The sequence below is a fragment of the Devosia sp. Root105 genome, assembly GCF_001424865.1.
Taxonomy (GTDB): Bacteria; Pseudomonadota; Alphaproteobacteria; order Rhizobiales; family Devosiaceae; genus Devosia_A.
Map to the genome: position 1 here is coordinate 396,150 of NZ_LMCR01000001.1, position 26,750 is coordinate 422,899.

The window sequence follows — 26,750 nt, forward strand, 5'->3', positions numbered from 1 at the left end:
AGCCTCGCCCGAGGCGATACCGACGAGGCCGCCGGCGCCGGGACTGGCCGACGAGGCGTTGTCGTCATTGCCGTTGGCGCGCACCACCAGATCACCAGCGGTGATGCTGACGTTGGCAGCAACCTCTGCCTTGGTGTTCGAGGTGGAGGTTGCCGTGGCCTTGGTGGCGCCGGCGGCGACGAGGCCGAAGGCGGCGCTGTCGGAGGCGGCGCGCTGCCGGTTGTCGCCGCGCGCCGTGGCGGCCACAGTGCCCCAAGCGACGATCGAGGTGCCGGTGCCGAGCAGCGCCGAGATGGCGCCGATATGGTCGGCGTTGGTGACGGTGGCATCGGCGCCGATCAGCGCCCCGACAATGCCCTGCGACGAGGCATGGGCCGTATTGGCCGTGGCGGAGGCGCGCGCCTCCTCGGCCTGCAATGTCAGGTCACGAACGGCGAAACTGGTATTGGTCGTCTCGGTCTTCGAGAGCACATCGACATCGACGTCGGCCTTCGAAACGCCGACGGCGAGGACACCGCCGGTGGCCGCCTCGGTCTCCGCACTGGCGGATGGCGTCGCGGTGGCGCGCAGCGTTACATCACGAGCGTCAATGCTTGAGGTGCCGAACGTGCGGGCAGTGTTGTCGATATCGATATCGGTATCGGCATCGAGGCCCGAGACCGCAAGGCTGAACAGCCCGGCGGCCACGGTGAGCGCACGATTGACCGCGGTCGTGGTGACATCGGTGTCGGCGGTGATTTCGATATCGCCGTTCACATTGAGGGTGCTGTGGTTGATATAGGCGTCGGTGACCGCGACCACGTTGTTGGTGGTCTTGGCGCCGCCGCCGGCCAAGGTCGGGCCGATGCTGAGGTTGACCGCCACCGAAGCGAGTTCGGCCGTGGCATCGAGCGTAATATCGCTGGTTGCACCGATCTCGACCTTACCGGTCGCGAGCTGGAACTGCAGCGGGTCGGGCGTCGCCACCACCCCGTCCTTGAGACGATTGAAATAGCCCAGGGCGTCCTTGGCCACCGTGCCGGTGACCACCACGGCGCCAGCGTCCGCAATATAGGCCTTTACCGTCGACTTGCTGAAGTTCTCGGCCACGGTCACAGCGATCGATGCCGCGCCGCCATAGACGCCGGCCGCGCCAGCGATCGACGCGGCGCCCGCATAGGCTTCCATGTCGATGGTGTCGTCGGCGGCGATGCTGAGGTCACCGGCAGTGATGCCGGCGCCATCGCCGGAGATATAGGCCGAGGTTTCCACCCCGACGTGGTTGCTGGTTTCCGAGCCGGCGCCGGCCGCCGCGACGCCAACGCCGCCGGCGGCGATCGCCACAGAGCCAGAGATCACCTTGGCATCAATGGTTTCGCTGGAGGTGGCATCGAGCGAGAGCTCGCCGAAGGTCTCGACCTCGGTGTCCTCGAGATACGCCTTGACGACGATCGGATCATAAGTCGGAGCGAGGTCGGCGCCGTTGGTGACGTAGCCGATATTGTTACGGGCAATGCCGACGCCGATCGAGGCCGCAACGCCGACGCCGCCAAAGGCCGCCGATCCCGCAACCGCGAGGACCTGGGCGTCGATGTCGGAGGTACTGTCGGCTGTGACGTCGATATCGCCACCCGCATCGAGCACGCTGTCTGCCGCATAGGCCGTGGCGCTGCCGAGCACGGTATTGAGCGCCACCGCGCCGCCACCGGAAACCGAGACGCCGACGGCGCCACCGCTGATGGCGACAGCCGCCGCAGCGGAGGTGGCTTCGATGGTGTTGTCGAGCGTGGCCGAGATCTGGATCGTCCCAGGCGTCGCTGCGGCGGGCGGATTGGAGCCGCTCGGCCGGTCGACGATGTCGGTCACCGAGATATCGGCGTCGGTCGCATAGGCGCTGACGCCACCGTCGATGGTGTTCTTGGCGATGGCGATACCGACGCTGACCCCGACGCCGGTGGCGCCAATGCCGACGGCAAGTGAAGCTGCGCCGGCCAGCGCCTCGATATCGGAGGTGTTTTCGGCGGTAATGCTGACACTGGCCGCATCGATCTCCGCCTTGGTGGCGGCGGTATTGCCGACTGCAGCCTTGCCCGAGATATAGGCGCTAGTTTCGACGGCGATGAGGTTCTCGACGTAAACGCCCGCAGCGGAGACACCCACGCCAACCGAGCCGCCGGCCAGGGCGCCGGCCGCGGCGACCACCGTCGCATCGATGGTCTGGTCGGAGATGGCGCTCACATCGACCGCGCCGGTCGCGGTGACCTTGGACTGGTCGATGAAAGCCTTGACCTCGGCCGTGCTGGTGAGCTCCGCGGTGGTCAGCGGATCTTCGGTGTCGATGAGTTCCTGGTAGGTGAGTCCGCCATCGTCCCAATCGCCGATGGTGTTGAGGGCGACCGAAATGCCGATGCCGACGCCGACACCGGTAGCGCCGGCGGCGACCGAAACGGCAACCGCGGCGATCTCCGCATCGATCTTGGAGGTGGAATCGGCCTCGACCAGCACGCTGCCGGTGACGTCGACGCTGGCCACGCTGGCGATCGAGGCGACCACGTCGCCACCGATCTTGTTCTGCGCCGCGGCACCCGCGCCGCTGACGGCGACGCCGACGCTGCCGAAGCCGGCACCGAAGGATGCCGCATAGGCCTTGGCGTTGATCTTCGCATCTCGCTTGGCGTTGACCGACAGGTTCCCCGAATTGGTCTTGAGCTGCGCCACGCCGGCCGCCGAAGCGGTGACGCCGGCACTGATCTCGTTGAGCGCCACGGCGATGCCGAGCGCGATGCCGGCACCGGTCGAGCCGACCGCCAGCGCCACCGAGGCGGCGCCGGTCAGCACGTCGATATCGGACTTGTCCTCGGCGGAAACCTTGATCGAGTCGCCGATGATGTCGGAGGTCGCGCCGTCGATCAGCGCCGAGGTCGCGACGGTGATGGCATTGTGAGTGCCCGCGCCGGCGCCGCCGAGCGCCACGCCCACCGAGCCGCCGATACCGATGGCCATCGAGGCCGCAACAACGGTGGCGTCGATCTTGCCTTCGGAAAGCGCGGTGACTTCGACCGCCCCACCCGAGGTGACATCGCTGCTGCTGATATGAGCCTTGACCTGCGCCTGTGTTGCCGCGGCGCCGGTGATCAGGTTCTCGGCGACCGAGACACCGAAGCCGACCGCAACGCCGTTGGAACCGCCGATGCCTACCGCGAACGCCGCGGCAATGATCGTGGCGTCGATATCTTGCTTCGAATGCGCATCAACCAGCACGCCGCCATCGACGGTGATGGTCGAGGTCAGAATGGTGGCGAGCACATCGGTGGCGATGACGTTGCTGGCCCCGGCGCCGCCGCCGCTGACCGACACGCCGTTGCTCGGGCTGCCGCTGAGGGTGAATGCCGCCGCCGCCGCAGTCGCGGAGATTTTGGAAAGGTCCTCGGCCTTGACCGAGACCCCTCCGGTGCCGGTGACCGTGGTATCCTCGACATGGGCCTTGGTGGTGCCTTTGATGTCGTTGAGCGCCACGCCGGCTGCAATCGACACCGCGACCGAGCTGCCGCCCGAAAGCGCTGCGGTGACGCTGCCGGCCGCCGCGATCGTAGTGATCGTGTTGTTGCTGACGGCGCCGACCTCGAGGCCGTCAGTGCCGAGCGTGATGGTCGAAGCGCCGGTGGCGCCGCCATCGACGGTGGCCGTGGTGTCGGCGGCGATTCGGTTCTCGACGATCGCACCGGCGATGCCGAACTGCTTGGCGTTGGACGAAGAGGCGCCGATCGCCACGGCCGCAGCGGCGACGGTGGCATCGATCTGCGCGATCGAGCTGCTGTCGACCTTGACCTTCTTGCCCGAGACGGTTGAGTTGCGGACACTGGCTTCGGTCTTCAGCGGCGTCGCGGTGCCGACCTGGGTGATCGAGCCGGTATAGCCGATATAGTTGAACGCCAGCGCCGCGCCGATGGCGACGCCGTTCGAGGCGCCACCGAAGCTGCCGGACACCGCTACGGCGGCCGCCAGCACTTTGGCGTCGATATCGGCCGAGTTCCCGGAATGCACTTGCACCATGCCCGTCGGAGCGGAAACGTCGGAATCGAGGATCGTCGCTTCGGCGCTGCCGAGCAGTGCGTTATTCGAAATGGCGGCGCCGCCGCTGACACTGGTCGTGGCGCCGCTGAGCGCCACTGCGCCGGCGACCGCCGCCGCAGCGGCCATGCTCTCGATCTTGCTCGCCTGGTCGGCGCTGACCGTCACCGAGCCGGCATCGAAATCGTCGACGTCGTCGATCGCGGCGTCGATATCGGCGCGAATGATGTTGCGCGACACCACGAGGCTGATGGCGAAGCTCTTGGTGCCACCGCCGGTGAACAAGTCAGCCGCCAGCGCGATCACCGGCTGCACCACCTCGGAGGTGATGTTGGCCGCGTTGTCGGCATCGACCACCACATCTCCGTCGGCATAGACCTGGCTGGAGTTGCTGATGGTGGCGTTGACCGTCGAGGTGACCCGGTTCAGCGCGATGACAGCGCCGACGCTGATGGCGTTGCCGCCACCACCGCGCAGGGTGCGCACGAAGTTCGAAATTTCAGCATTGATGGTCTGGTCGCCATGGGCCTCGACATTGAGGTCACCGCTGGCATCGATCGTGGTGCTGTCGATGAGCGCGGTGGTGGCGACTGGCGGAGCGCCCTGGATAGTATCGACGAGGTCGGTGCCGACCAGCGCATCGACGGTGTTGAACAGGAAGTTCTGGTTTTGCACGCCCACCGAATTGAAGGCGAGCGTCACCCCGACCGAAGTCTGCTTGGAGATGGTGTCGGCGTCGAGCGTGGCGTCGATGGTCGAGGTGTTGTTGGCGATGACCGAGACGTTGTCAGCGGAGGTGACGGTGCTGCCTAGCAGCTTGGCGCTGGTGGTGCCGAGCACGTTGTTGGTCGAGATCACGGCATTGATCGCCACCGAGCTCGACTGGGCGTTGGTGCCGCCGGTCACTTCGACGCGCGCCGTCAGATCGGCGTCAATCAGGCCGGTCTTGTTGGACTCGATGTCGAGGTCGCCGGTCAGCGTCAGCTTGGTGCCGGTGACCAACGCATCGGCGTTACCCTCGACTAGGTTGAGGATGGCCATGGCGCCGACGCCGGTGGCCTTGCCGCCGGCGAGGTTGGAGGTCAGGGTATTGATGAGCTCGACGCCCTTCGAAACGCTGAACTCGGAGAAGGCGGCGTTGCTCGTGATGTTGCCGCCGAGGTCGACCGCGACGCCGTCAGGGCCGGAATATTTGTAGATTTTGCCCTGGGAACCGACATAGACCAGATCGCCGTTGTTGAGCGTCTGCGTGCCCGACTTGGTGGTGTATTTGTAGCTCTCGATCAACGACTGGATGACGTTGGTGGCGATGCTGATGCCGTAGTCGTTGCTGATCTTGGCGATGGCCTTGATGTTGCCAACCGAGAGAATCTCGCCGTCGTCGCTGGCCTTCACCGTGACGTCGTCGGCCTCAATGACCGCCGTCGGAGCCGCGCTGTTGTCGATGGTCGCGGTCGCGCCGCCTGCCACCTTGTTGCTGGCGATGATGAAGCCCAGCGCCTTGCCGTCGGTGCCGGCAATCGAGGTGGTCGAAGAGGTCGCCTCGTTGCTGACTTCGGCGTCGATGATGGCGGTGTTGTCGGCGGTGACGCTGAGATCGCCCGAGATGTCGATGGTGCTCGAGGTGATCTTGGCCTCGGCGATCGCCGGATTCTTGCCGTTGAACGCGTCGGCGGCGAGGAAATCATCGCCGAGGATCGCGTCGATACCGTTGAACAGGACGTTCTGGGTGTTCCAGCCGACCGAGTTGAACGCCATCACCACGCCAGCGGTGTTGCCACCGCTGGTCGAGGCCGCGGCAAGGGTCTTGGCGTTGATCTGGGCGTCGTTCACCGCTTTGACAGTGGCATTGCCCTGGCCGGTGACCGTCGAATTGACGATCTCGGCGACGGCGCTGGACTGCACGAGGTTGGTCGCCAGCGTGCCGTTGATCGCCAGCACGGTGTCCTTGGCCGGCTTGGTCGTGCCGTCCTTGCCCGGCTTGGGGTTGGGCGCAAATGAAACGTTGGAGGGCAGCGAGCTGCCACCGATCGCCGCAATGGCGCTGTCGGCGATCGCGCGCAGGGTCGCTGTCTCTTCGGCGCTGACGGTCACACTGCCAGCGCCGCCTTCGACCTCGGCATTGTTGATGCTGGCGCTGGCCCCACCGCGTACGTCGTTGAGCACGACCAGCGCGCCGATCGACTTGGCTGGCGCGGCCGAGAGGTTGAGGTCGTGCAGCAGGATCTCGGTGACCGGATCCTTCTTCCAGTAGTTGAGGTCGGTGAAATCGAGCGTCGTCAGGTCGGTATTCTGGCCGCTCGCAGCGGTGCCCATATAGGTGTAGATGGCGCCGGCGTCGCCGCCGATCAGCTTGAAGTTGGAGGACGTGGCGAAGTTGAAGGTGTCAACGTTCGGGATGGTGAACGGCGCGGCGCCGACATAGAGGTACTTGAGACCGGTAGCAGCGCCGGCCGCCGGCTTGAGCTGGATGACCTCGCCGGGATTGATCGCCACATTGGTCGGTGGGATGCCGAACCCCATGTCGATCGTCGGATCGCCATAGGCGTCATCGAGGCGGATGCGGTCGCCGTACTTGAGGCCGCGGATCTTGGTGCCAGCCGGATCGGGCTGGGTGTCGTAGTCCGCCCCCATCACATCGTTGAGGGTCTCCTGGATGATGCCGACGCCGGCGTCATTGGTGACCGAGGTTTCCGCCACCAGCTTGGTATTGGAATAGATGCCGCTCTGGTCCTTCGCCGTGACGGCGACACCCTGGCCCGCGGTGATGTCCTTACCGCTCGCGGTCTTGGCGTTCTTGATCGTCGCGGTCGCCTTGCCGCTGACCTTGTTGCCCGACAGCACGACGCCATAGGCAGCGCCCGACGCGCCATAGAGCGCCGAGGTGGTGGTCTGCGCGGTGTTGGAGACGGTCGAGTTGATCTGCGCCGTATTGACGGCGGCGACAGTGATCTTGCCGTCGGCATTGACCGTGCCGCCATCGATGGTCGCCGTCGCGTCGGCACCGATATTGCCGCCGAAGCCGAGGTCGGAAATATAGTTGGCGCCGACCAGCGTATCGATGGTGTTGAACAGGATGTTCTGCGGGGCCCAGCCCACCGAGTTGAAGGCGAGCGTGACGCCCACCGCGGTCGCACCGGAAGCGGCGGAGGCGTAATTCCGCGCGTCGATCGCCGCGTTGTTGGTGGCGAGTACGTCGACATCGCCGGCAGCGGTGATGGTCGAGGCCTCGAGCGAGGCCGCGGCCTTGCCGAGCACGACATTGGTGACGATCTGGCCGGAAGCCCCGAGCACCTTGCCCGAGCCGTCGATGCCACTGCCGCCCGAGGCGGAGACCGTGTTGGTGGAATAGGCCCAGATCTGCGAGGTGTTGGTCGCCTCGACGACCACGTCGCCGGGATCCGCCCCGAAGCCATCGGCATCGACTACGGCGTTGACGATCTTGGCGGTCGCGTCGCCCTTGACTTCGTTATAGGCGACTGACAGCCCGATCGCCTTGGCATTGGTGGCAACGATGTTGCCGATTTCAGGGAAGAAGATGTCTTCGTAGTCGGCGGTGCGCAGCTGCTTCCAGAGCAAGGCGTCGCCATAGTTGATCAGCGCCAGGTCGGTCGGCGCCAGGTCGGGCTCACCGATATACTCGTAGATTTCGCCGGCATTCACGTCGAGCTTCAGCCACAGCGCGGTGTTGGTGAGAACGATGCCGGTATTCTCGGTGATCGGCGTGGTGCCGAGATAGCGGTAGATCTCCCCGCCTTTCTCGACGATGTCGCCCTGGATCAAGTTGACGGCGGCGCCAGCGCCCAGCGTATCGAGATCGACCTCGCCATTGAGATAGGCCAGCGAGACGCGAACCTTGTCGCCCTTCTCGATGGTCTGGGTGCCCGACTGGCTGGTGTAATCATAGTCGCCGGCGCCGAGGCGGCCGGCGACGCCGGTCACCAGCTGCTGCACGGCTGCCAGGGTGTTCGACGGCAGCGCCGACGCGACCACCTTGATGTTGGCCGAAATGCTGGCTTCGTTGTCGGCGGCAACGCGAACCGACTCGTCCGCCTCGACCTGCTTGTTGACGGCACCGGTGTTGTCGATGATCGCATCGGCGCCGGCACTGATCTTGTTCATGGCGAGCAGTGCGCCCACCGCCAGGCCCTTGGCGCCCTGCTTGGCAACGACGCCGAACGGGTTCGACCATTCTTGCTTGGCTTCGTTGCCGGTGACCGCAGTGATGCGGGCCGAGTTCTCGGCGGTAACGCTGATCGAGCCCGCGACGTCGATGTCCGAATTGACGATCGAGGAGGTGGTCGAGAACGCCTGCTCGTTACCGAGCGCCGTCGCCACCGTCGGTGAGCCGATGATCAGATCGACCGCGTCGAGGAACAGGTTCTGCGGTTTCCAGCCGACCGAGTTGAAGGCGATCACCGCGTTGACCACCTTGCCGCCGGCGCTCATCTCGCTGAGCGCGGTGGATTCGATGGTCGCCGCGTTGGTGCCGCGGACGGTCAGATCGTTGCCGACGCCCGTCCCCTTGCTGATGGTCGAGCCGTTGACCGTCGCGAGGGTGGCGCCCAGGATGCTGTTGGACACCGAGACCGCGCCGAACGCCTTGGAGGCGTTGCCGTCGGTGACGTTCTCGGAACTGATGACGCTGATATCGGTCGCCTTGATCGTCGCGATCTGGTCGGCGGTGACGTCGATCTTGCCGGTCGAGGCAATGGTCGAGCTTTCGATTGCCGCCGTCACATAGGCGTCGACCTGGTTGCGCGCGAAAATGCCGCCCTTGGCAGCGCTACCGGTCTTCAGCGGGTCCTTGAATTCCTTGCCCTTGGCCTTGCTGGTCGCCTTGGCCTGCCCCATCTTGGCGCTGACCAGGGTCTGGGCGAAGGCCGGCGAGATTATGTCGTCGGTGGTCAGCTGCTTCCACAGGCCGAAATCGGTGAAGTCGGCCTCGGCCAGATCGATCTGATCGGTGGCCGTGCCCATATACTGGTAGACGTCGCCAGCCTTGCCGGTGGTTACCTTCCAGCGGCCCGTGTTGCTGAAGGTCTCAGTCTGCAGGGCACCCAGCGAGGTGATGGTGTCGAGGCCGGCGTATTCGTAGACGACGCCGCCCTTCTGGACCCGGTCGCCGGCCTTGATTTCGATAGTGTTGGGCTGCAGCAGCTCATCGAGATTGATCTCGGCGTGGACCAGTACCTTATCGCCGAAGGTCAGCTTTTCCGCCGAACCGTAGAACCCCGGCCTGCCGGATTTGGTGGTGTACTTGTAGTCGTCGACCACAGCGCTGACGACATCGCTGAGCACGTCGGCGCCATAGGTCGTCGCCGTGGTGTTGTCCGCACCGACATTGGTCAGCGTGTCGATAATGGCGGAATTAACCGCCCGCACCGTGACCGTCGCGCCGGCAACGGTGGAGGCCGCGTTGATCCTGGCGGTGGCGCTGTTGGAGATCTTGTTGCCGGCGATAGCCAGGGCCAGCGACGACGACTTGGTCTGGGCGATCGCCTGGAACGCGGCCGATGCGCGGTTATCCAGCACCGCGGTGATGAGACCCGACGACAATGCCTCGACCAGCACGTCGGCCGAAGACTGCACGTTCGAGTTGGTGATGCGCGCCTCGACGTCGTAGACGGTTTGCTGGCGCAGGGCCACGGTCTGGCCCGTGTCGGCGTCATCAACAAAGTCGCCCAGCAAGGTCTCGACGGAATTGAACAGCAGGTTGCCGCGCGCCCAGCCGATGGTGTTGTTGGCGATTTGCAGCGCCTGCATCTTGGAGGCGCCCTCACCGGTCGAGACCGCCGAGTTCTCCGCCGTGATGGTGGCGGAGTTATCCGCCCGCACCGACACCGAGCCGATCTTGGCGTTTGCGGCGCCCAGCTGTGCATCGACGATCTGCGCCGAGGTGGCGCCCTGGATCAGGTTGGTCGAGATGATGGCGCTCTGCGCGCCGGTCTTGCCGCCCTTCAGCAGCTTCTTGAGGATGGTGCCCTTGACGCCCTTGGGCGCGAACTTCTTGAGCAGCGAATCCTCGTTGAACGTGCCGCCGCCCTGCACCTCGTTATAGACATCGGCATTGGCGGTGATCTCACCGATCGACTTGGCGTCGACCGAGACGGTATTGGCGTTGACCACGGCGTTGGTGAGCAGCGCCGTGGCGCCGCCACGCAGGTCGTTGAGCACGATGACCTGGCCGGTGGCCTTAGCGCCGACCGAGCGAATGTTGTACTGGTCGGTGAAGATCGAGTAGTCGAGGTCGGGTTTCCACAGGCCCTTGTCGGTGAAATCGACCATGGAGAGGTCGAGCACCAGCTGATCGGCACCCAGATAGGTGTAGGTGTCGCCGGCCTCGCCCTTGATCGCCTGCCAGGTGTTCACATCGCCGAAATTCGGCCCGCCGGATTTCCAGTTGGTGACGGTGAGCGGATCGGAGCCGATATACTTGTAGAGCTTGCCGGAGTTGCCGACCTCGGAAACCAGCAGGATCTGGTCCTTGGTGATCGTCAGCGGCGTCTTCTTGGAGGTGACCAGGTCGTAATCGAGGCCGACGGTCGTGCCGTAGGCAACCGGAGCAGTGGTGATACCGTCGGTCAGCACGCGGTCGGCATCGAGCGTGATGCCGCGGTTGTTCAGCGACGTGCCGGTGACCGCTTCCTCGATGGTATCGGCGAGCCCGTACTCGAAGAAGCGCTCGAGCGCATGCAGCCCGCCATCGGTACTGGAGATCGCGGTGCCGGTCAGCTTGACGTTGGAATTGATCCGCGTCTCGTCGTCGGCATTGACGATCAGAGCCCCGCCGGCGGTGATCGCCTTGTCGGTGGCCCCGCCATCAATTACCGCGGCAGCGAGCCGGTTGATCTGGTTGTTGGCCAGCGCAACGCCAAGAACCTTGGCGTTGGCCTTCAGAACGCCGACATCGTTGGTCTGCTTGGACGAACTGGAAACCGTGGTGTTGGCGGTGCCCTTCGAGAGCGCGACCGCCGAAATGGCGCCTGCAGCCGAGACCACCGCGTCGGTGATCGACGCCTTGACCTGGACCTCGGTGGGAGATTGGAAGAACTCGGTGCCGAGGATCGCGTCGAGCGTTGCCTTCTGGAAGGCCAGCGTGTTGCCGGAGAGGGTCGGTCCCTGACCGATATCCCAGCCGACGATGTTCATCGCCTCCATGCGCGCCGCTGACGCAGCGCCGCCCTTCAGCATCTTCAACAGCTTGGCGCCCGAGATGCCACGGCCTTCCATGTTCAGGTAGATGGAGGCATCGAGGAAACTGTCGTCGGTCGCCTTGACCAGCACATCGCTGCCGGCGCCGGTGGTGGTGAGCGTGCCGCCGCTGATCGTCGCCGTGGTCGAGCCGTTCACCACGTTGGCGACGAGAATGCCGGCCATCACCTTCTTGGCGGTGATCGCATCCAGCGGGTCGACCTCGGGCGCTTCCTCCATCGGGATCGATTCGGAGAAGGCGGTGATGGTGGTGATGTTCAACGCCTCGACGGTGACGTCGCCGGCCGACACGATGGTCGAGGCGTTGATCGCCGCGGTCGTGTCTTTCTGAATCTGGTTGATGATCGCCACGCGGGCGATGTGCTTCTTGATCGCCGGGTCGGGTGCGTCACCATTGGCGTCGAGAGGCGGCAGGAAGGGCATGGCGAGCGCCGTGACCGATGAGCGATCGATGGCCGAAACGCTGACGCCGCCGCTGCCGGCGCGTACGTCGCTGGCATCGAGCCTGGCCGAGGTCGTGCCGAACACCTCGTTGTCGGAATCGAGGCTGGTGGCCGAGTAGCCGGTGTTGCTGGTGGACGAGAGCGACAGCCTGCCGACGGCGGTGGCGGGCGAGCCGCCATCGATCTTGATGCCGCGGAGCGTCGCGGTGGTAACTTCGGTCGCCTCGTTGGTGACCGAACCCATCTGGTTGGAAACGATCTCGTTGCGCACGTCGCCGGCGCTGTTGGCGCTGACGGCTATGGCGTTGGTGGCCCGCAGGGCGTTGGGCAGCACCCCGGGTACCGCCGTAGGCGCAGGCGTGCCGACCATCACCGTGGTATTGCGGTTGATCAAGGTGTCGGAGTCGATCGCCGAGAACACCACGATGGTCGCGAGCTTGGGCTTGAAGGCGTCGATCTCGGTCTGGATGATGTCGCGAACGATGGTCTGGTCATCGGCCGCGATGCCAATGGTGCCCGCGCCGCTGGTCGCCGTCACCACCGCGCTCGCGGCAACCGTGACGGTGGTGATGTTGGTGACATTGACGTCGGCATCGACATTGTTGGTGTCGATGATCCCGGCACCACCAGTGTTGTAGGCGGTGGCGATTTGGGTGGCGAAGCTATCCATCATCATTTGGATATCTTCCAGCGCCACCAGGCCCGCCTCGATCGCGCTGGTGAAGGCAGCATCGAACGAAGAAATGGTCGGGCGCGGCACCGGATTGGTGGCGAGCTGGTCGTCCGATTCATTGTACAGCTGCCCGTCCTCGCCCCGGTACAGGTCGGGATAGAGAATGGCGTCAATCATGCCGGCCGGCAGAACGATCTTTCCGGCCGCCGGTGTTGGCGAGAAGATGGTGGTCGGGAACGTGATTTCGGCCAGGCCGAGCATGTTCGGGATCGGCACCTCGGTCAGCATGATATCGATGTCGACGTTGGTATCGGCGCCGATGTCGACGACCTGTCCACCGATGGTGCCGTTGATCGTCACCGTAGAGGTGTTGTTGAGCGTCGTCGAAATGGTCTTCAGCGTCGAGGCTGCCTGGCCATGCGCCCGCACCGTGTTGGCCGCAATTGACGCCACGATCACCGAATCGGCAGTGATGCTGCCATTGACCAGCACTGTCGCCAGCGTGGTGCGGGTGACGCTCAAGGTCGCGGCGTTGCCGTCGCCATCGGCGTTGGAGTTTGCCGCATCGAGCGAGACGCGCGACCAGTCGACGGCCTTGATGGTGACGACCTCGGCGACGACATCCACACCCGCCTGGATGGTGACGTTCTCGGCGCTCAGCCCGAGCGAATGGCCAGATGTGACGTCGCCGGCGACGACGATCTGCTCGCCCGCGTCAACCATCAGCGAGAACAAGGCGCTACTAGTTGGGAGAGAACTGATGGTCGTAACGTTGGCCAGGTCGCCCAGGTAGAGCCAGACGGGGCCGCTGTCTGAGGCGTCGTAGCCGATCCCGTCGATCACCGCCCGCACCACAGTGATGCCGTGCTCAATGATCGAGACGTCCTTGTTGGAGGCACCGGAAATGGCGCTCCTGAGGTCGAGGACAGTGACGCCACCGCCGACGTCGAACGGCTCCATGTTCTCGAAGGTCAGCGTCGAGTTGTTGCTGAGCCCGACTGAGCCCGAGCCATTGGCGCCGAGCGTCGCGATGCCGGTGGCGCTGACACCGGAATAGATAACGCGATCATTGCCGCCATAGCCGCCATCAACGACGCCGCTGATCTTGCCACCGACGTTGAAGGTGAAGGTGTCGGCATTGCCGTCGGAGCCCTTGAGGTTCTCGACCCCGACAAAGGTCAGGTCGACCGCCTGGCCGTCGACCGAGCCCGACTTGTCGCCGGTAATCGACCAGGCGACCGCATCGGAGGTGTCGTAGATCAGCCGGTCCGCCCCGCCACCACCGGTGAAGGTGATCGACTGAGCCAGCATATTGGAGCCGAACGAGTCCTCATCGATGCGCAGCGTATCGTTGCCGGAGCCGCCAATGATGTTGATGCTGCCGCCCGCGTTGATCTCATCGAGATCACCGAAGGCCAGCACCCTGCCGCCGCTCTTCTGGTCGAGGATCTCGACCCGGCGCACGGTAACTGTGCCCGCGTCGACGACCTTCTGTTCCTCGATCAGCCGGACCAGCAGGTCATGGTCCTGGGCGACCGGGTCGCTGGCAAAACTGACGCTGAGGTCGGCATTCAGCAGCAGGCGCGGTTCGAGCGAATCAAAAACCAGGCGGACGCGCTCGGCGAGCTGCCGATCCGACCTGCTCCGACGCAACAGTCGCGCCAGCCTATCCTGCAGCGCACTGGCCAGTTTCACGCGACGCTGCGAAGTGGGACGCCCGAAGAGACCTTCGGATCTGAAAGGATAGGCCATCATGACTCCTGTCCGGCACGCCATGGCGCACCGACGGATGTTGCAATGCTAGTTACGCACTACGTCACCAGGATTTCCGCCAACGCGCGGGCATCCTTGCCGTCGCCTATCCGAGCCACAAACGGAACTCGGCCGTCCCGCGGAGCCCCCGCGAGGTTTAGTTCGCTACGGCGCGACCGGTTCCGGGGCGGTCGCTGCGCTCGGTTCGGCCGGCGCCACGCCGAGCCGCCCGGCGGTTGCCTGCAAGTTTCGCAGCGATTGCAGGTGGAGGTAGATGACTTCCAGGTCGTCGGAACCGAACAGCACTGCGAGCTGCTCGGACGAAATCGCCTTGAGCCGGTCGCGGCTCACGACTTCGAAGCCCGACAGCATCATGCTGCGGCCATCGGGAAGGGTGAACTGCGCCTGCATCGGTTCGAGCAGGTTGAACTGGCGCAGGCGCGCACACAGGTCCTTGGTGCGCTGGAACTGCACCTGGTAGGCCTGGAGGAAGCCGAGCACGCTCTTCAGATACTGGGTCTGCTCGCCATCGGCGTCGAACAGCCGCTCACCGCGCCCCTCATTGTTGGCGCCTTCGAACGACTCATCGATGCACAGGGTGAAGTTCTGCCCCTCATCGCTCGAGGAGAACACGAAGGGGTAACGCCGCAGGAAGGCCGGGACGTACTTGCCCAGCCACTTGCCTTTGTCGTCGATGAAAAGGTTCTCGTTCTCACGTATCCCAAGCAGCACCGCCGGGATGACGTCTTCGCCGCTGCCGGCAAATACGATCGCCATCTCGTTGGCGACCTGCGAAAACTCGGCCACCATCAGCGGCACCGAGTTCACGTTCGCCGCGAAACTGAAATCGTTCCCGGTCTTGACCGCCAAACTCGCGTGACGGCTTCGATTGACCGGCGTAGCGGTCTCGTAAATCAATAACTGTTTGGCCAAGTATGCGCCCCCTCGGCGTTGGCCAAAACGTTCCGGTTCCCTCCGGGCCGACCAACCCGCAATGCCTAGCAACGCGCAATGACATATTCAACTGTCGCTGACGAACTAGTGTAAATAATACGGGGCGCCGTGATAAATGCGCACCGCGGTAAAATTAACGGGTGGTTAATTCGCCGAGGCGTAGGGGGCGAGGTCACCCGCCATGTCGCCAAAACGCGCGATATAGGCCTCTGTCAGCCCCAGGCAGGCCTTGGATGCGCAACGTTCCCGGTGCGGGCAGCGGTAGAAGCCGTTCTTGTCGAACTCGATCCAGAAGTCGGGATCGATCAGCAGCGCCGCCTGGCCATTGTCCAGCCGCCAGTCGTCCTGGCCCAGGAGGCATTGCGGGACGTTCTTGATCTCCACGGCGATGCCGCGCGCGTCGGCCCGCTCGCAAGCCTGCCTGAGGTAGGGCACGATCAACCGATAGTCGGCCAGCAGCAGCTTGTCGTCGGTCCGGCTCATCGGGAAGTAGTGCCAGAATTCCATCTGGCTGAGCGCCCCGATGCCCTGGAGCGCATCGACCACGTCGGGGAGCAGGCGGTAACTGCGCTCGGTGACCACCGTGTTGGTGATGATCGCCGTGCCGGGGAAGCTCGAGACGATCTCCATCCCCCGAATCATCTTGTCGAACGAGCCCTTGATCGTGGTGATGCCGTCATGGGTCGCCGCATCGCTGCCAGCGACCGAGACGAAGAACTCGTTGACCCCCGCCTCGATCAGCTGTTCGGCGTAGCCGGGGCGGCTCAGATGCATGCCATGCGTCTGGATGCGGATGTGCTCGAAGCCGGCGGCCCGGGCGCGCCGCGCCAGATCGGGAAGATCGCGCCGTAGGGTGATCTCCGAGCCGGTCATGACGAGGCCGCTATATTGCCGGGTCTCCTCGTTGCGACGCAGCACGTGATCGAAGGCGTCGTCCGAGACCGGCTGCAGCCGGTCCATCGTCCCCTCAATCATGCAGTGGACGCAACGCAGATTGCACCGGAACTCCAGTGTCGCCGACACGTAGCTGGCGTTGTCGTAGCGTCCCATGCCGTTTCACGCCCTTCAGGCGAAGCCATAGACCGCGGTCTTTGCGACCTCCAGCCTGCCATCCACCATCGCATAGTCGACGCCCAGATCGAAATAGAGATGCGCAAAACGGTTGAGATGCGCTCGCACGAAGCTCACCAGAGGCGACGGATAGCCGTGTTCGACAACAAAATCCGCCATCTGCGACGCCCGGACACGCGAATAGTAGACGCCATCGGAATGCCGCTTGTTGGCGATTACCGTGACCACCCCGAGCTTGTGCGGATCGAGCAGCAGGTCGGCGACGCCCTCGGCAGCATCGAGGCGCGCCGAGGTGACGAGTTTGCGGCGCAGGGCGGCCGCATCGTCGCGCGTGTGGAAGAAGTGGTAGAGGTTGGCGAACTCCAGCCCCGCGGCAGTCAGCCGATAGGAGAGGCCGGATGAGAGATCGGTGCTTGGGTTGCCGAAATAAAGATTGACCTCGTCGATCGGCCGGCGAGCCTCCAGCCCTTGCGGCTCGATGTCGATCGAGAACATGAAATAGGGGCGCTCGTCCGGGATCGACAGCCGGCTCGGCGCGAATGGCGCGAGGCAAGCAAGCACCCGCTGCAGCGACATTCGCCGCTCGGCCCGCGAATAGTCGTAGAAGTAGAGCTCATAGCTCAGCCGCCCGCCGGCCTGCTTGATGCCCCAGACGATCTGGCCCCGGCCAAGCTCGTGCTGCAAGGCACGGATCACCGCGAGCAGCCTTCCCCCCGCGGGATCCAGTTGCGCCGCGGCCCACAGCACGGCTTCGCTGCGCAGCCCTCTCGCGGTCGGCGCCAGCGGCTCGTAGGGCCAGAGGCAGAAATCGGCCAGCTGGTCGCCGGCCTCGGCCGCGAGCGAGGTGGGGAGGGGCTCAGCGATGGTCATGCTTGCTGGCTGCGTAGTAGAGCGTGACGAACTCGGCCCCGGTCGCGTCGCGCCCGATGGCAATGTGCCCAAGCATGGTCCCTGCCCCGTCAGCGAGGATCTGCGGCGCTGCGGCTGGAAGGTCAAAGGCCTCGCACAGCGCCTCCAATGCCCGGCGGTGGCGCGCCAATGGCGTATCGACCCGATAGAGATTGATGTCGAACGACCGGCGCGGCGTGTCCTCGTCCTCGACCAGCATCACATCGACGCGCCCCCGGGGGGTGATCAGTTCCGACAGCACCCGATCGGTGAACGCCGCCGAGATTTCCCCGACATCCCTGGCGAAGCTCTTGCGCAGGGCCTCACGCGCCTCGACCCCGTTGGTGGGGTAAGCGAGGTGCCGATAGCGCGAGAAATGGGTCTCGCGCCCCGGTCGCCATTTCGCCGACAGAAAGATCGTATCGTCCGGGATGTCCAAGCGTTCGGAGCGCCCCAGCTCGTACTCGACATAGAGTTTGAACAGCGGCGGATCGATCCCATCGCAGCCAAGGTGCACGGTGATGACCCGGTCCCACGACGCCAGCAGGCGCTCGGTCGCTGCCGGATCGCACTCGAGCGCCAGGGCGATGTCGCGAAAGCGGCGGCGCGGATCGGGCCCCAGCACCTCCGGCTGGCAGGTCACGAGGAAGCGGTCGGCCGATTGCCGCCCCGGCCAGAGTTTCGTCGAGCGCTCGGTAACACGCGGACCGCGGAGCGCCTCGACGAAGCGCCGCATATCAGCGGCAGTCGGCCGGCGGTCCAGCAATGCGACACCCTCAGCCATCGTTTCCCCGATCAGACCGCCGGCTTGCGCGCGGCAATCACCTGGAACGGCATGTCCAGCACCACGTTGCGCACCGTCTCGACGATGAAGCCCTGCGCTTCGAGCAGCTTGGCATATGCCGAGGCGGGCCGGAAGAAGGGCAGGAACACCAGGTTGGCCAGCATCGAGAAGGGCATCGCCTGGTCCAGCGTCAACTCGGGGGCGCGCTCGACGATCAGCAGCCGCCCGCCGGGATAGAGCGCCTCACGCGCGGCGCCGATGAAGCGCGCCGCCATGTCTTCGGGCCAATCATGCAGCACCGACTTGAACACGACGGTGTCGACCGGCCCGGGGAGCCGCCCGGCGCGAATATCGCGCGGCGCGAACGTCACCCGCTCGGCGCCCTGCCGATTGGCAATATTGAGCGCTCCGAGCTGGCAGACCGCCGGCAGGTCGACCACCGTGGCGCTCAGTTGCGGGTGGATTGCCACGAGGTGCAGGGCGAACTCGCCGCTATTGCCACCGACGTCGAGCAGCTGTCGCGCGGTATCGAGCCCCAGCATCGGGCTGAGGAGCGGGCCCTCGTACCTGGTCAGCGCAGTGGTGTAGCTGACCCAGCGCGCGGTTGCCGCCAGATGCTCTGGCGACGTCGTCAGCGCCTGGGAATAGTCAAACAGACGAAACACTTCGGCCTGCTGGACGAACGCCCCCGGGTCGGCAAGCAGCAGCGCAAAGCGCTCGTGCACATCCTTGGCGATCGCCAGGAGGAACCAGAGCCGCGCTTCGAGGAGGTCGCGCGCCTCAAGCACCTGTCGGAAGCGCGCGGTCAGGCCGATGGAACTCGCCCCTTCGACCACCCCGCTCGCTTTGAGCTGTCCCAGGAGCAGCGCCAATCCCGTCGGGGTCAGCTCGCCGGCACTCGGTAAGGCGCGAGGCTCCAGCACGCGATCGGCAAGCAGGTCGATCCAGCCGAGCGCCAAGGCGCGCTCCAGAGCCCGCGCCCCCAGTTCGGATGCCAGGATCGCATCGATACCCCGAAAGGGTTCGGCCGCCTCGCCCATGTCTCCCCCACTCCCCCGCGCGCCGCAACCTACTGCAGAGACAGCCTGTCATTCACGACATTCTTGATGGCGATCCGCTAGCCGAAAACGAGTTCCGGTACGACCACCTCCCACTCGTCGCGGCGCAGATAGCCGTGAAAATCCTGGTCGCTGTCGGCCTTGCGCCAGCGGACAACAGCGCCGATCTCGCCACCAAGGAAGCTGCGGCCGTTCGGGGGAGACCAGCTCTTTGCCATCCGGCCCAGCGAGCGGCCCTGTTTGTCCAGCACGATCCATGCCTGCTCCTGGTGGATAATGGTGACCGTGTCGCCGACCTTGGCTGCTGCGATAGCGTCAAGCGATGCATGACCGGCGCCAAGTCGCCCCGCCCAGGAAAGGTCAACGGTCTTCAAATCGGGCACCTGGTAGATGACGCTTGAAGCGCCAGCGCTTGCCGCAACTGGTGGCGCCGTGCGTCGCAGCACATGCTGATTGCCGGGCGGCACAAACGGATGCTGGTTGTCGGCCATGATGGTGAGACTGCGTCGGGCCCGGGTCATGGCGACATAGAACAGGCGTCGCGGCGCATCGGTGTCCTCGCCCTTTGATGGCCGGTCCCAGCCGCCATTGAGGATGACGACGTCTTCGAACTCCAGCCCCTTGGCGCGGTGCGCCGTCAGCAGCAGCAGCGACCGCTGCTCGCTACGCACGTCGCGCGCCCATTCGGCAAACCATTCCACCAGGTCGGGCACCGGCATGGCTTTAGTGTTGAGCTCATGTGCAAGCGCAGCAATGCCTTCGGCAATCAGGTCGGTCCAGCGATTGGCGGAAATGGCATTCTTCATCTCCACCAGGTCGTGGATGCCCAGCAGATGCGTCGGCTCCCGGCGCATGGCGGCAACGAACTGTTGCATTTCCCGCAGTCGCCAGATGCTGGGCAAGGTCTCGTTGGCCAGCTCGACGGGGATCCCCATCGCCTCGGCCTGCGCCCGGACCGGGGCCAATCGTCGCCAGTCTCGCGCGATGACCGCGGTTCGCGCCCAGCTCCACTCGGGGTCGAGGCGCGAGAGCCGCAGCAGTTCATCCAGTGCCGCCTTGGCCTGCACGACGTCGTCGAGGGGGCAATCGAGCACCTGGACGCGTCCCTGGGCGACCGGATCGAGGGCCGCCATTTCCCCGCCGGGGCGTTCCTTGGCACGCTTGCGGTTGATGGCGATGTCGTGGCCGTTCTTCATGCGCGACGCGGCCGGCGCGATGACGGCATTGGCCGCGGCAATGATGTGCGCGGTCGAGCGATAGTTCTCGATCAGGTACTCGGGCCTGGCGCGATAGTCGGCCTCAAACCGGCGGATGAAGTCGATCGAGGCGCCAGCAAAGGCGTAGATATTCTGGTCATCGTCGCCGACGGCGAAAAGACTGAGGCGCAGTTCCGCGTCCTCAAGCGAACGACCAGCGACAGCTGAGATCAGCGCATACTCCTCCGGCCCGATGTCCTGGTACTCGTCGACCAGGATCCATCGGTAACCCTGGATCAGCGTCTCGCGTTGTGCCTCGGCTTCCGTTTTGCTCAGACCTTCGCCGTTCAGCTGTCTTACGGCCTCCAGTACGATGCCATCGAAATCGTACTTGTCGCTGTCGGATCCGGCAAAGCTCGCGCCGACCAGTCGCATCGCCAGAGCGTGGCAGGTCGAGACTGTCACCGCGCTGGCATCGTCGCCCACCAGATGCCGCAGGCGCGCGCGGATCTCGGCAGCGGCATGGCGGTTGTAGGTGAGAACAAGGATGTCTCGCGGATCCTCGCGTCGCACACGGATCAGGTAGGCGATGCGATGCACCAGCACCCGCGTCTTGCCCGAGCCGGGACCGGCCAGCACCAGCACGTTGGTTTGCTCGCGGTCGTCAACGACGATCTTCTGCTGTACGGGATTGTCGAGGGCCTCGACGATGGCTTTCCATGACGTGCCGGTGGTCTGGCGCCGCATTTCCATGCCTTTGCCGGGCAGCCAGCGGCGCAGGAACGCGTCGCGGTCGAGCACGAAGTAGTCCTCTGAAAGCCGCACCGCCTCATCCATGGCGATCAGCCCGCGCTCGGCATAGGCGGCCATCACGTGGGTCTGCGCCGTCTGCTCGGCGTAGTGCTCCTCAAGCGGGATGAAATCCTTATGGGTGAACTGGCCACCTGCCGGATTGAGGTGCACCGTCATGGCCTGCCGGAAGATGGTCAGTCCTTTGCCCAGGCTCGCTACCTCCTGCTCGTGCAGCCAGAGCAGGGCGCGCTCCATCAGCTTGGTCATGTCGCGGACGCCGCTCGAGCGCAGCAGAACATCGCCGTTCAGCACCCCGAGCAGGTCGCCCAATGTGGCCTCGATCTGGATGTCCTTGCCGCGGATACCCTTGGAAACCTTACCCACGAGATGCGCAAGCAGCCGCTCGGCGGCCTGGCGACGGATGGCCGCCGTCTGTTCCAGCACCTGCCAAGAACGCTGCAACACCACCGCCAGCGTGTTGTTCGACACCTTACGCAGGCGCACGTTACCGCGGCTGCCATCCTGATCGCGCCCGTCGCGGGCCATGCCGCGCACCAGACGCTCGACGAGATCGGGACGAACGCCGGCGTGCCCGCTGTCGCGCAATGCCTGGCAGGCGAGCTGAAGATTGAGCGGCAGGCCGGTCTCGACCTCGGCGTCGGGTGCGCCCTCGCGCATCAGCGCGATCAAATCGGTTTCAAGCCGAGAGGCCAGTTCGAACCGGTTTCGCGAGCTATCCTCAATGCCGGCATGCACGAACACCGTCGCCGCAATGTCGTTGCGCGCAATGCGCAGCGTCTCGAGGTCGGCCAAGGCCTTGTTGAGCGCGCCCGCCCCCAGGCCACTCACTCCGGTAAGCTCGTCCGTGCTGACGCCCTGGTCGACCGGTGCATTCATTAGGAGCCGGACGATGTTAGCCAGCTGCTGGCGGCGATCCTCAGTGATGCTGGCTGCGGCGATGATCGCCTCGGCCTGGTCCATAGTGCGGACCAACAGCGATGACGGAAAGACCTGCACGCGATTTTCTTCGCGCGACAGCAGCGCTGCCTCTTCGAGCCAGGAGACGGCCGTTTTCACCCGCGTATCATCAGTGGCGCTCTCTCGCATGAACTCCCGATCGAGCTCGGCGCGTACGATCTCTCCCGACGTCGCCGCCACGATGCCGGTCTTTTTGGTGCGCTCATCGACCCGACGCAGCGCCTTGAGAATGGCGGCAATCTCATGCCGGGCCAACCGCGACCGAGCCGACAGCGAGAACTGCCGCTCCACATCATCGGCCGCGAACAACAACACGCAGTTGGCGTGCTGACGGTCACGGCCGGCACGACCGGCCTCCTGCAGATAGTTCTCAAGCGAGCCGGGGATGTCGCCATGCACCACCAGACGGATGTCCGGTTTGTCGATCCCCATGCCAAAGGCATTGGTGGCAGCGATAATGCGCAGCTCTCCGACCCGGAAGCGCTCCTGGATGCTCCGCTTTGCCTCGGGCGGCAGGCCGGCGTGGAAATGCTCTGCCGACAGGCCTTGCTGCTTGAGGAAAGACGCTACCCGCTCCGTGGCGTTACGCGTGGCGCAGTAGACGATCGCGCCAGATGCTCCTTCGAGCGGCAGGTTGATCTCGATCACGTCGAGGATGTCGGCCAGTTTCGTTCCGCGATTGGTCTCGCGGACCGAAAAGCTCAGATTGGTGCGCACCGCGCCGCCATCGAGCAGCAGCAGGTTGACCCCTAGCCGCGACTGAAAGTGCTCTCGAATATCGCGCACCACTTCGGGCTTGGCGGTGGCCGTGAGGCAGAGGACCGGCGCCGGCGGCTCGTCTCCCGCACCCTCCTTGATGAAGCGACCGATATAGCGGTAGTCGGGCCGGAAATCGTGACCCCACTTCGAAACACAATGCGCCTCATCCAGCACCCACAGCCCGACTTCGCGCTGCTTGAGGACTGAGCGCACGGAGGTGCTGCGCAGTTGCTCGGGTGAAATCAACAGCATCGACGCATCGCCCATCCGTACCTTGTCGAGCGCATCCTGCCGCTCAGGCATCGAGAGCATACCGTTGATGGTGACCGCCGACGAGATGCCTGCCCGCGCCATCCCCTGCACCTGGTCGGCCATCAGGGCCACCAGGGGTGAAATGACGACGGTCAGTGCTCCGGTCTTGTCGAACTTCGACAGGGCCGGGATCTGGTAACAGACCGACTTTCCTGTTCCCGTCGGCAGGATGCCGAGGACGCTTGCACCCCGCATCGCCTCATCGACGATGCGCTCCTGCAGCGGCCGCCCGATCTCGTCCACCGGCTGCGGCCGGAAGCCATCGAAACCGAACCAGCGCGTCAGCGCCCTGACCGGATCACTCTGCTCGCGACACCAGGTGCAATCGGGACGATCACAGGCCGTATCGCGCAACTGCTTCACGATCCGCGCCGCATCGGGAAACTGCAGCCGCACCCAGGGCGGCATCACGGAGTCGCCGCCGGCGACTAGTATCCAGGACAGGGCGTAGGCGGTGGGCCAACCCTGGTGCGGGTTGGCGAGCCGGTCGAGAACTCCATGCAGACCTTGCCTGCACGCCCGCCCGATCAGCAGCCGCTCTACGGCGCTACGCGCGGCCTGTGGAGCGGGGACGGTGGCACCACGAACTTCGCTAAATACGGCATCGAAGCCGCCTGCACGCTCCGTCCTGGTCGCGAGGTAGTGAAAGGCCGCTACAGCGTCAGGCTGCGCCGCATTCTGCTCGCGTAAGGCGGCAAGCTGATTACCCAACACATCGAACACCAGCCGCGCATCGCGCTCCGGATCATTGACGTGACCCGCCTGCAGCCGCCCATCGTGATAGTGCTTGACCAGGTGGTGATAGGGGTTGCGCGGAAATGCCAGCGGATTGAGCCACAGCGTATCGATTGGCGACCCGAAAACCTGGGCCAACCTTGGCCGCAACGCCACCAGATGCGGCAGGTCGTGTCGGATGACGTTGTGGCCGAGAACATGGGCGGCCCCTGCCAGCCCCGCCTCGAGCCGATCGAGGCCAGCTTCGATGTTACCCGTTCTGGCACGGATCGCTGTGCTGGTATCGTGGCGCACTGCTGCAAAGGCGAAGACAGTTGCCGTGGCAGGATCGACTTCAAGGTCTAGCGAGACGCAGCGCTGCAACAAGGGCTCAACAGACGCAGTCATGCTTGCGCAGCACCGGCAGTCGAATGGTCAAACATGGATGGCGGTGACCTGAACGGCGAAGGCATTCACCTGCTGTTGGGTAGTCCGTTCCATCGTACTCCTGGCTGACTCCAAGACATGCACCAACCACAGTGCAAGTGCCTGAGAGTTCCATTCCAGTGCACCATGCGCAAGGCGTCTGGCGAGTTGCTGAATACGACTTCGTGCTCAAGCCCATTACCCATTGTGCGGTAACGTACCGTTAAGCCTGATTGGCGGCGCATGGCGCACATTTACCAAGCGTAATCCCTGCTGCGCCTAGCGTTGCCCCACAGATCAGGTCCGCAGAAGCGGGCCTCTCGATGGGGGCATTGAGAAATGAACGGGATCGGCGGGTTGTTTCGCCATGGGCTGCTAGCTGCAGCCATCGTAGCGCTGCCGCTCAGCGGCTGCAGCTCGGCGGGAATGAGCGCCTTCGGCAGCAACAAGCTCGCCGTCGCCGAGATCTCCAATATCGAGACCTATACCGCCGAAGGCGCGCTGACCGAGGCCCGGGCGCATTTCCGCAACGACAATTTCGGCTACTCGGCGGCGTTCTACAAACGCGCGGTCGAACTGGCGCCCAACAAGGCCGAAGGCTATGTCGGGCTCAGCGCCTCGTATGACCGCCTCGGCCGGTTCGACCTGTCGGACCGGGTTTACGCTTCGCTCTACCAGATGACCGGCGGCACGGCGCAGTACTACAACAATGTTGGCTATTCCTACCTGCTGCGCGGCAGCCTCAGCGAGGCGCTGATGAGCTTCCGCAAGGCGCAGAAGATCGAACCCGACAACCTGGTGGTCGCCAACAATATCCAGATCCTGGAGCGCGCCGCGGCGGACTCCCGCGCCTGATCCGACGCACGGCGAAAAGCAAAAGGGCGGTGGTCTGTTCGACCCCGCCCTTGGCGTTTCATGCGTCTGGAGTTGCCGCTACTCTTCGACCGGCGCCACGATGACCGAGCCGTTCTTGCCCAACCCCTTGGTGGAATACATCGAAGCCTTGGTCGGGTTGGTGGTTTCACGGGCCAGGTTGGCCTTTACCGCGTCGCCGGCGGCGTAGCCGACCCGATCGGTACGCTGCCGGTAGTCATAGGCGCAGCCGACCAGCGCCGAACACACGGCAAGCATGGCCACGGCCCGCACCGCGTTGAGGGGCAGCGGGGTCAACTGCCGCTCCTGAGGTCGATGATGTAGCCGTAGGGGCCAACCACGCCGTTGCCGGTCTGAAAGCTCTTCAGCATCTTGGGCGTCACTTCCATCTGGCCGAGGGCGAAGAACTCGAGGTCATTGGCGGGCTGGGTGGCATCGAGCGGCGTCGCGGCGATCTGGCCGGGAACGCTCGGCTGCACCAGGCGCGGCGTGACGATCACCACCAGCTCGGTATCGTGCTTCTGGAAGCTCGACGACTTGAACAGCGAGCCCAGGATCGGCACGTCGCCGAGCCAGGGCAGCTGGTTCTGGTTGAGGTTGGTATTGCTCTGCAGCAGCCCTGCCACCGAGAAGCTCTGCCCATCGCGCAGTTCCACCGTGGCATCGAGGTTGCGGGTGTTGAACACCGGATCGCCGGCCGAGGTGAAGCCGTTGATGCCGCTGACTTCCGGGGTCAGGTGGATCTGGATGCGGTCGCCGTCCAGCACCACCGGCTGGAACACCAGGCGCACGCCGAAATCGCGGTAGGTGATCGCCGCATTGCCGTTCTGATCTGGTGTCCGGATCGGAACCTGGCCGCCGGCAAGGAAACTCGCATTGACGCCGGAGAGCGTCGTCAGGTTCGGCTCCGCCAGGGTCCGCACCAGGTGTTTGCTCTCGAGTGCCTTGATGGTGGCACTGAGATTGATGCCGCCGCCGGTCGAGATGATGTTGGTGACGAAACTGGCGAAGGAGTTGGTGACCGGGTCGTTCGGGCCGCCCTTGATGCTGGTCGAGACGCCACCGATGCCGCCGCTCCACTGGATCCCGAGTTCGCGCCCGGCGTCGCGCTGGGCCTCGATGATGCGGACTTCGAGATTGACCTGCTGGCCACCGCTGATCGTCATGGTGTTGATGATCGCCGGGCTGCCGTACTGGGCGACGATATCGAGCACTTTCTGCATGGTGACCGCGTCGGTGACCGAGCCGCCGAGCCGGACGCGGCCGTTGACCGAGCTGACCTTGACGTTGGAGCTGGGAATGGCGTCGCGGATGGAGCGGGCGATATCGGAGGTATCGACGCCGACTTCGACCGCCAGCAATCCGACCGGCGCGCCATCGGCTGAGAACAGGTTGACGGTGGTGGTGCCGAAGCCCTTGCCGACGAGGTAAAGCGATTTGTCGGTGATCGGCTGCGCGTCGGCGATGGCGGGGTCGGCGGAGACGATCTTGCCCACGGCGTCGGAGATGACGACGGTCACCGCCTGCGAGGCCGGCAGCTTGATGCGCATCACCGAGGTGGTCTTGAGGTCGTAGTTGACCGTCTGGGCCAGCGCCGGAAACAGCCCCGCGCAGAGCGCCGCAAGCAGCACCACCGCGCCAAGTGCTGCCCTAAGTGACTGGGACAGCAGCGTTCTGCCAAAGCCCCGGTATGCCGTCATGGTGTACATCTGTGCTAACGTTCTCAAGCAACCGGGAAGTTCTAGCAGGGCCGGGTCAACGGCGATTTAACGGGAGTGTCGATCGGGCCGCGGAGCGGGCGCCTGCCGATCG

The 26,750-nt window shown here is 64.8% G+C and carries 10 protein-coding genes (1 of these 10 only partly in view); 1 reads left to right on the forward strand and 9 read right to left on the reverse strand.

What is annotated here, in order from left to right:
- The 7 genes from ASC68_RS01775 to ASC68_RS01805 form a co-directional block, all read right to left on the reverse strand.
- On the reverse strand, positions 1–14,076 hold the 5' end (the start) of the coding sequence (locus ASC68_RS01775; protein ID WP_197421008.1) for an LEPR-XLL domain-containing protein. 15,408 nt of this gene lie to the left of the window's left edge; 14,076 of the gene's 29,484 nt are visible here — the first part of the coding sequence; its start codon is at positions 14,074–14,076; its stop codon lies beyond the left edge, outside the window.
- A gap of 222 nt (positions 14,077–14,298) precedes the next feature.
- Positions 14,299–15,066, reverse strand: a complete 768-nt coding sequence (locus ASC68_RS01780) for a SapC family protein (protein ID WP_055873847.1) — start codon at positions 15,064–15,066, stop codon at positions 14,299–14,301.
- A gap of 165 nt (positions 15,067–15,231) precedes the next feature.
- Positions 15,232–16,137 (reverse strand): radical SAM protein, encoded by a 906-nt coding sequence (locus ASC68_RS01785; RefSeq protein ID WP_055873852.1) that lies wholly within the window; start codon positions 16,135–16,137, stop codon positions 15,232–15,234.
- Positions 16,138–16,152: 15 nt separating this feature from the next.
- Positions 16,153–17,028 carry a hypothetical protein gene (locus ASC68_RS01790; RefSeq protein WP_055873855.1) on the reverse strand — a complete coding sequence of 292 codons (876 nt, stop codon included), beginning with the start codon at positions 17,026–17,028 and terminating at the stop codon, positions 16,153–16,155.
- Positions 17,015–17,830 carry a hypothetical protein gene (locus ASC68_RS01795; protein WP_156387214.1) on the reverse strand — a complete coding sequence of 272 codons (816 nt, stop codon included), beginning with the start codon at positions 17,828–17,830 and terminating at the stop codon, positions 17,015–17,017. Before ASC68_RS01795 ends, ASC68_RS01790 begins: the two co-directional genes overlap by 14 nt.
- An 11-nt stretch (positions 17,831–17,841) precedes the next feature.
- Entirely contained in the window at positions 17,842–18,870 is a 1,029-nt protein-coding gene (locus ASC68_RS01800; RefSeq protein WP_055873860.1) for a methyltransferase, read from the reverse strand.
- A 77-nt stretch (positions 18,871–18,947) separates the two neighbouring features.
- Positions 18,948–24,047: a RecQ family ATP-dependent DNA helicase gene (locus ASC68_RS01805; protein ID WP_055873863.1), complete on the reverse strand. Its 5,100-nt coding sequence runs from the start codon at positions 24,045–24,047 to the stop codon at positions 18,948–18,950.
- Positions 24,048–24,404: 357 nt separating this feature from the next.
- Here ASC68_RS01805 and ASC68_RS01810 point away from each other — a divergent pair, with 357 nt between their 5' ends.
- Positions 24,405–24,920, forward strand: coding sequence for a hypothetical protein (locus ASC68_RS01810; RefSeq protein ID WP_055873866.1), 516 nt, complete (start codon positions 24,405–24,407; stop codon positions 24,918–24,920).
- 78 nt (positions 24,921–24,998) lie between these two features.
- Here ASC68_RS01810 and ASC68_RS01815 read toward each other — a convergent pair whose 3' ends face one another.
- Positions 24,999–25,235 (reverse strand): hypothetical protein, encoded by a 237-nt coding sequence (locus ASC68_RS01815; protein ID WP_055873870.1) that lies wholly within the window; start codon positions 25,233–25,235, stop codon positions 24,999–25,001.
- Positions 25,232–26,638, reverse strand: a complete 1,407-nt coding sequence (locus ASC68_RS01820; RefSeq protein ID WP_055875903.1) for a type II and III secretion system protein family protein — start codon at positions 26,636–26,638, stop codon at positions 25,232–25,234. The genes ASC68_RS01815 and ASC68_RS01820 overlap by 4 nt, the downstream gene beginning before the upstream one ends.
- Positions 26,639–26,750: the final 112 nt, after the last annotated feature.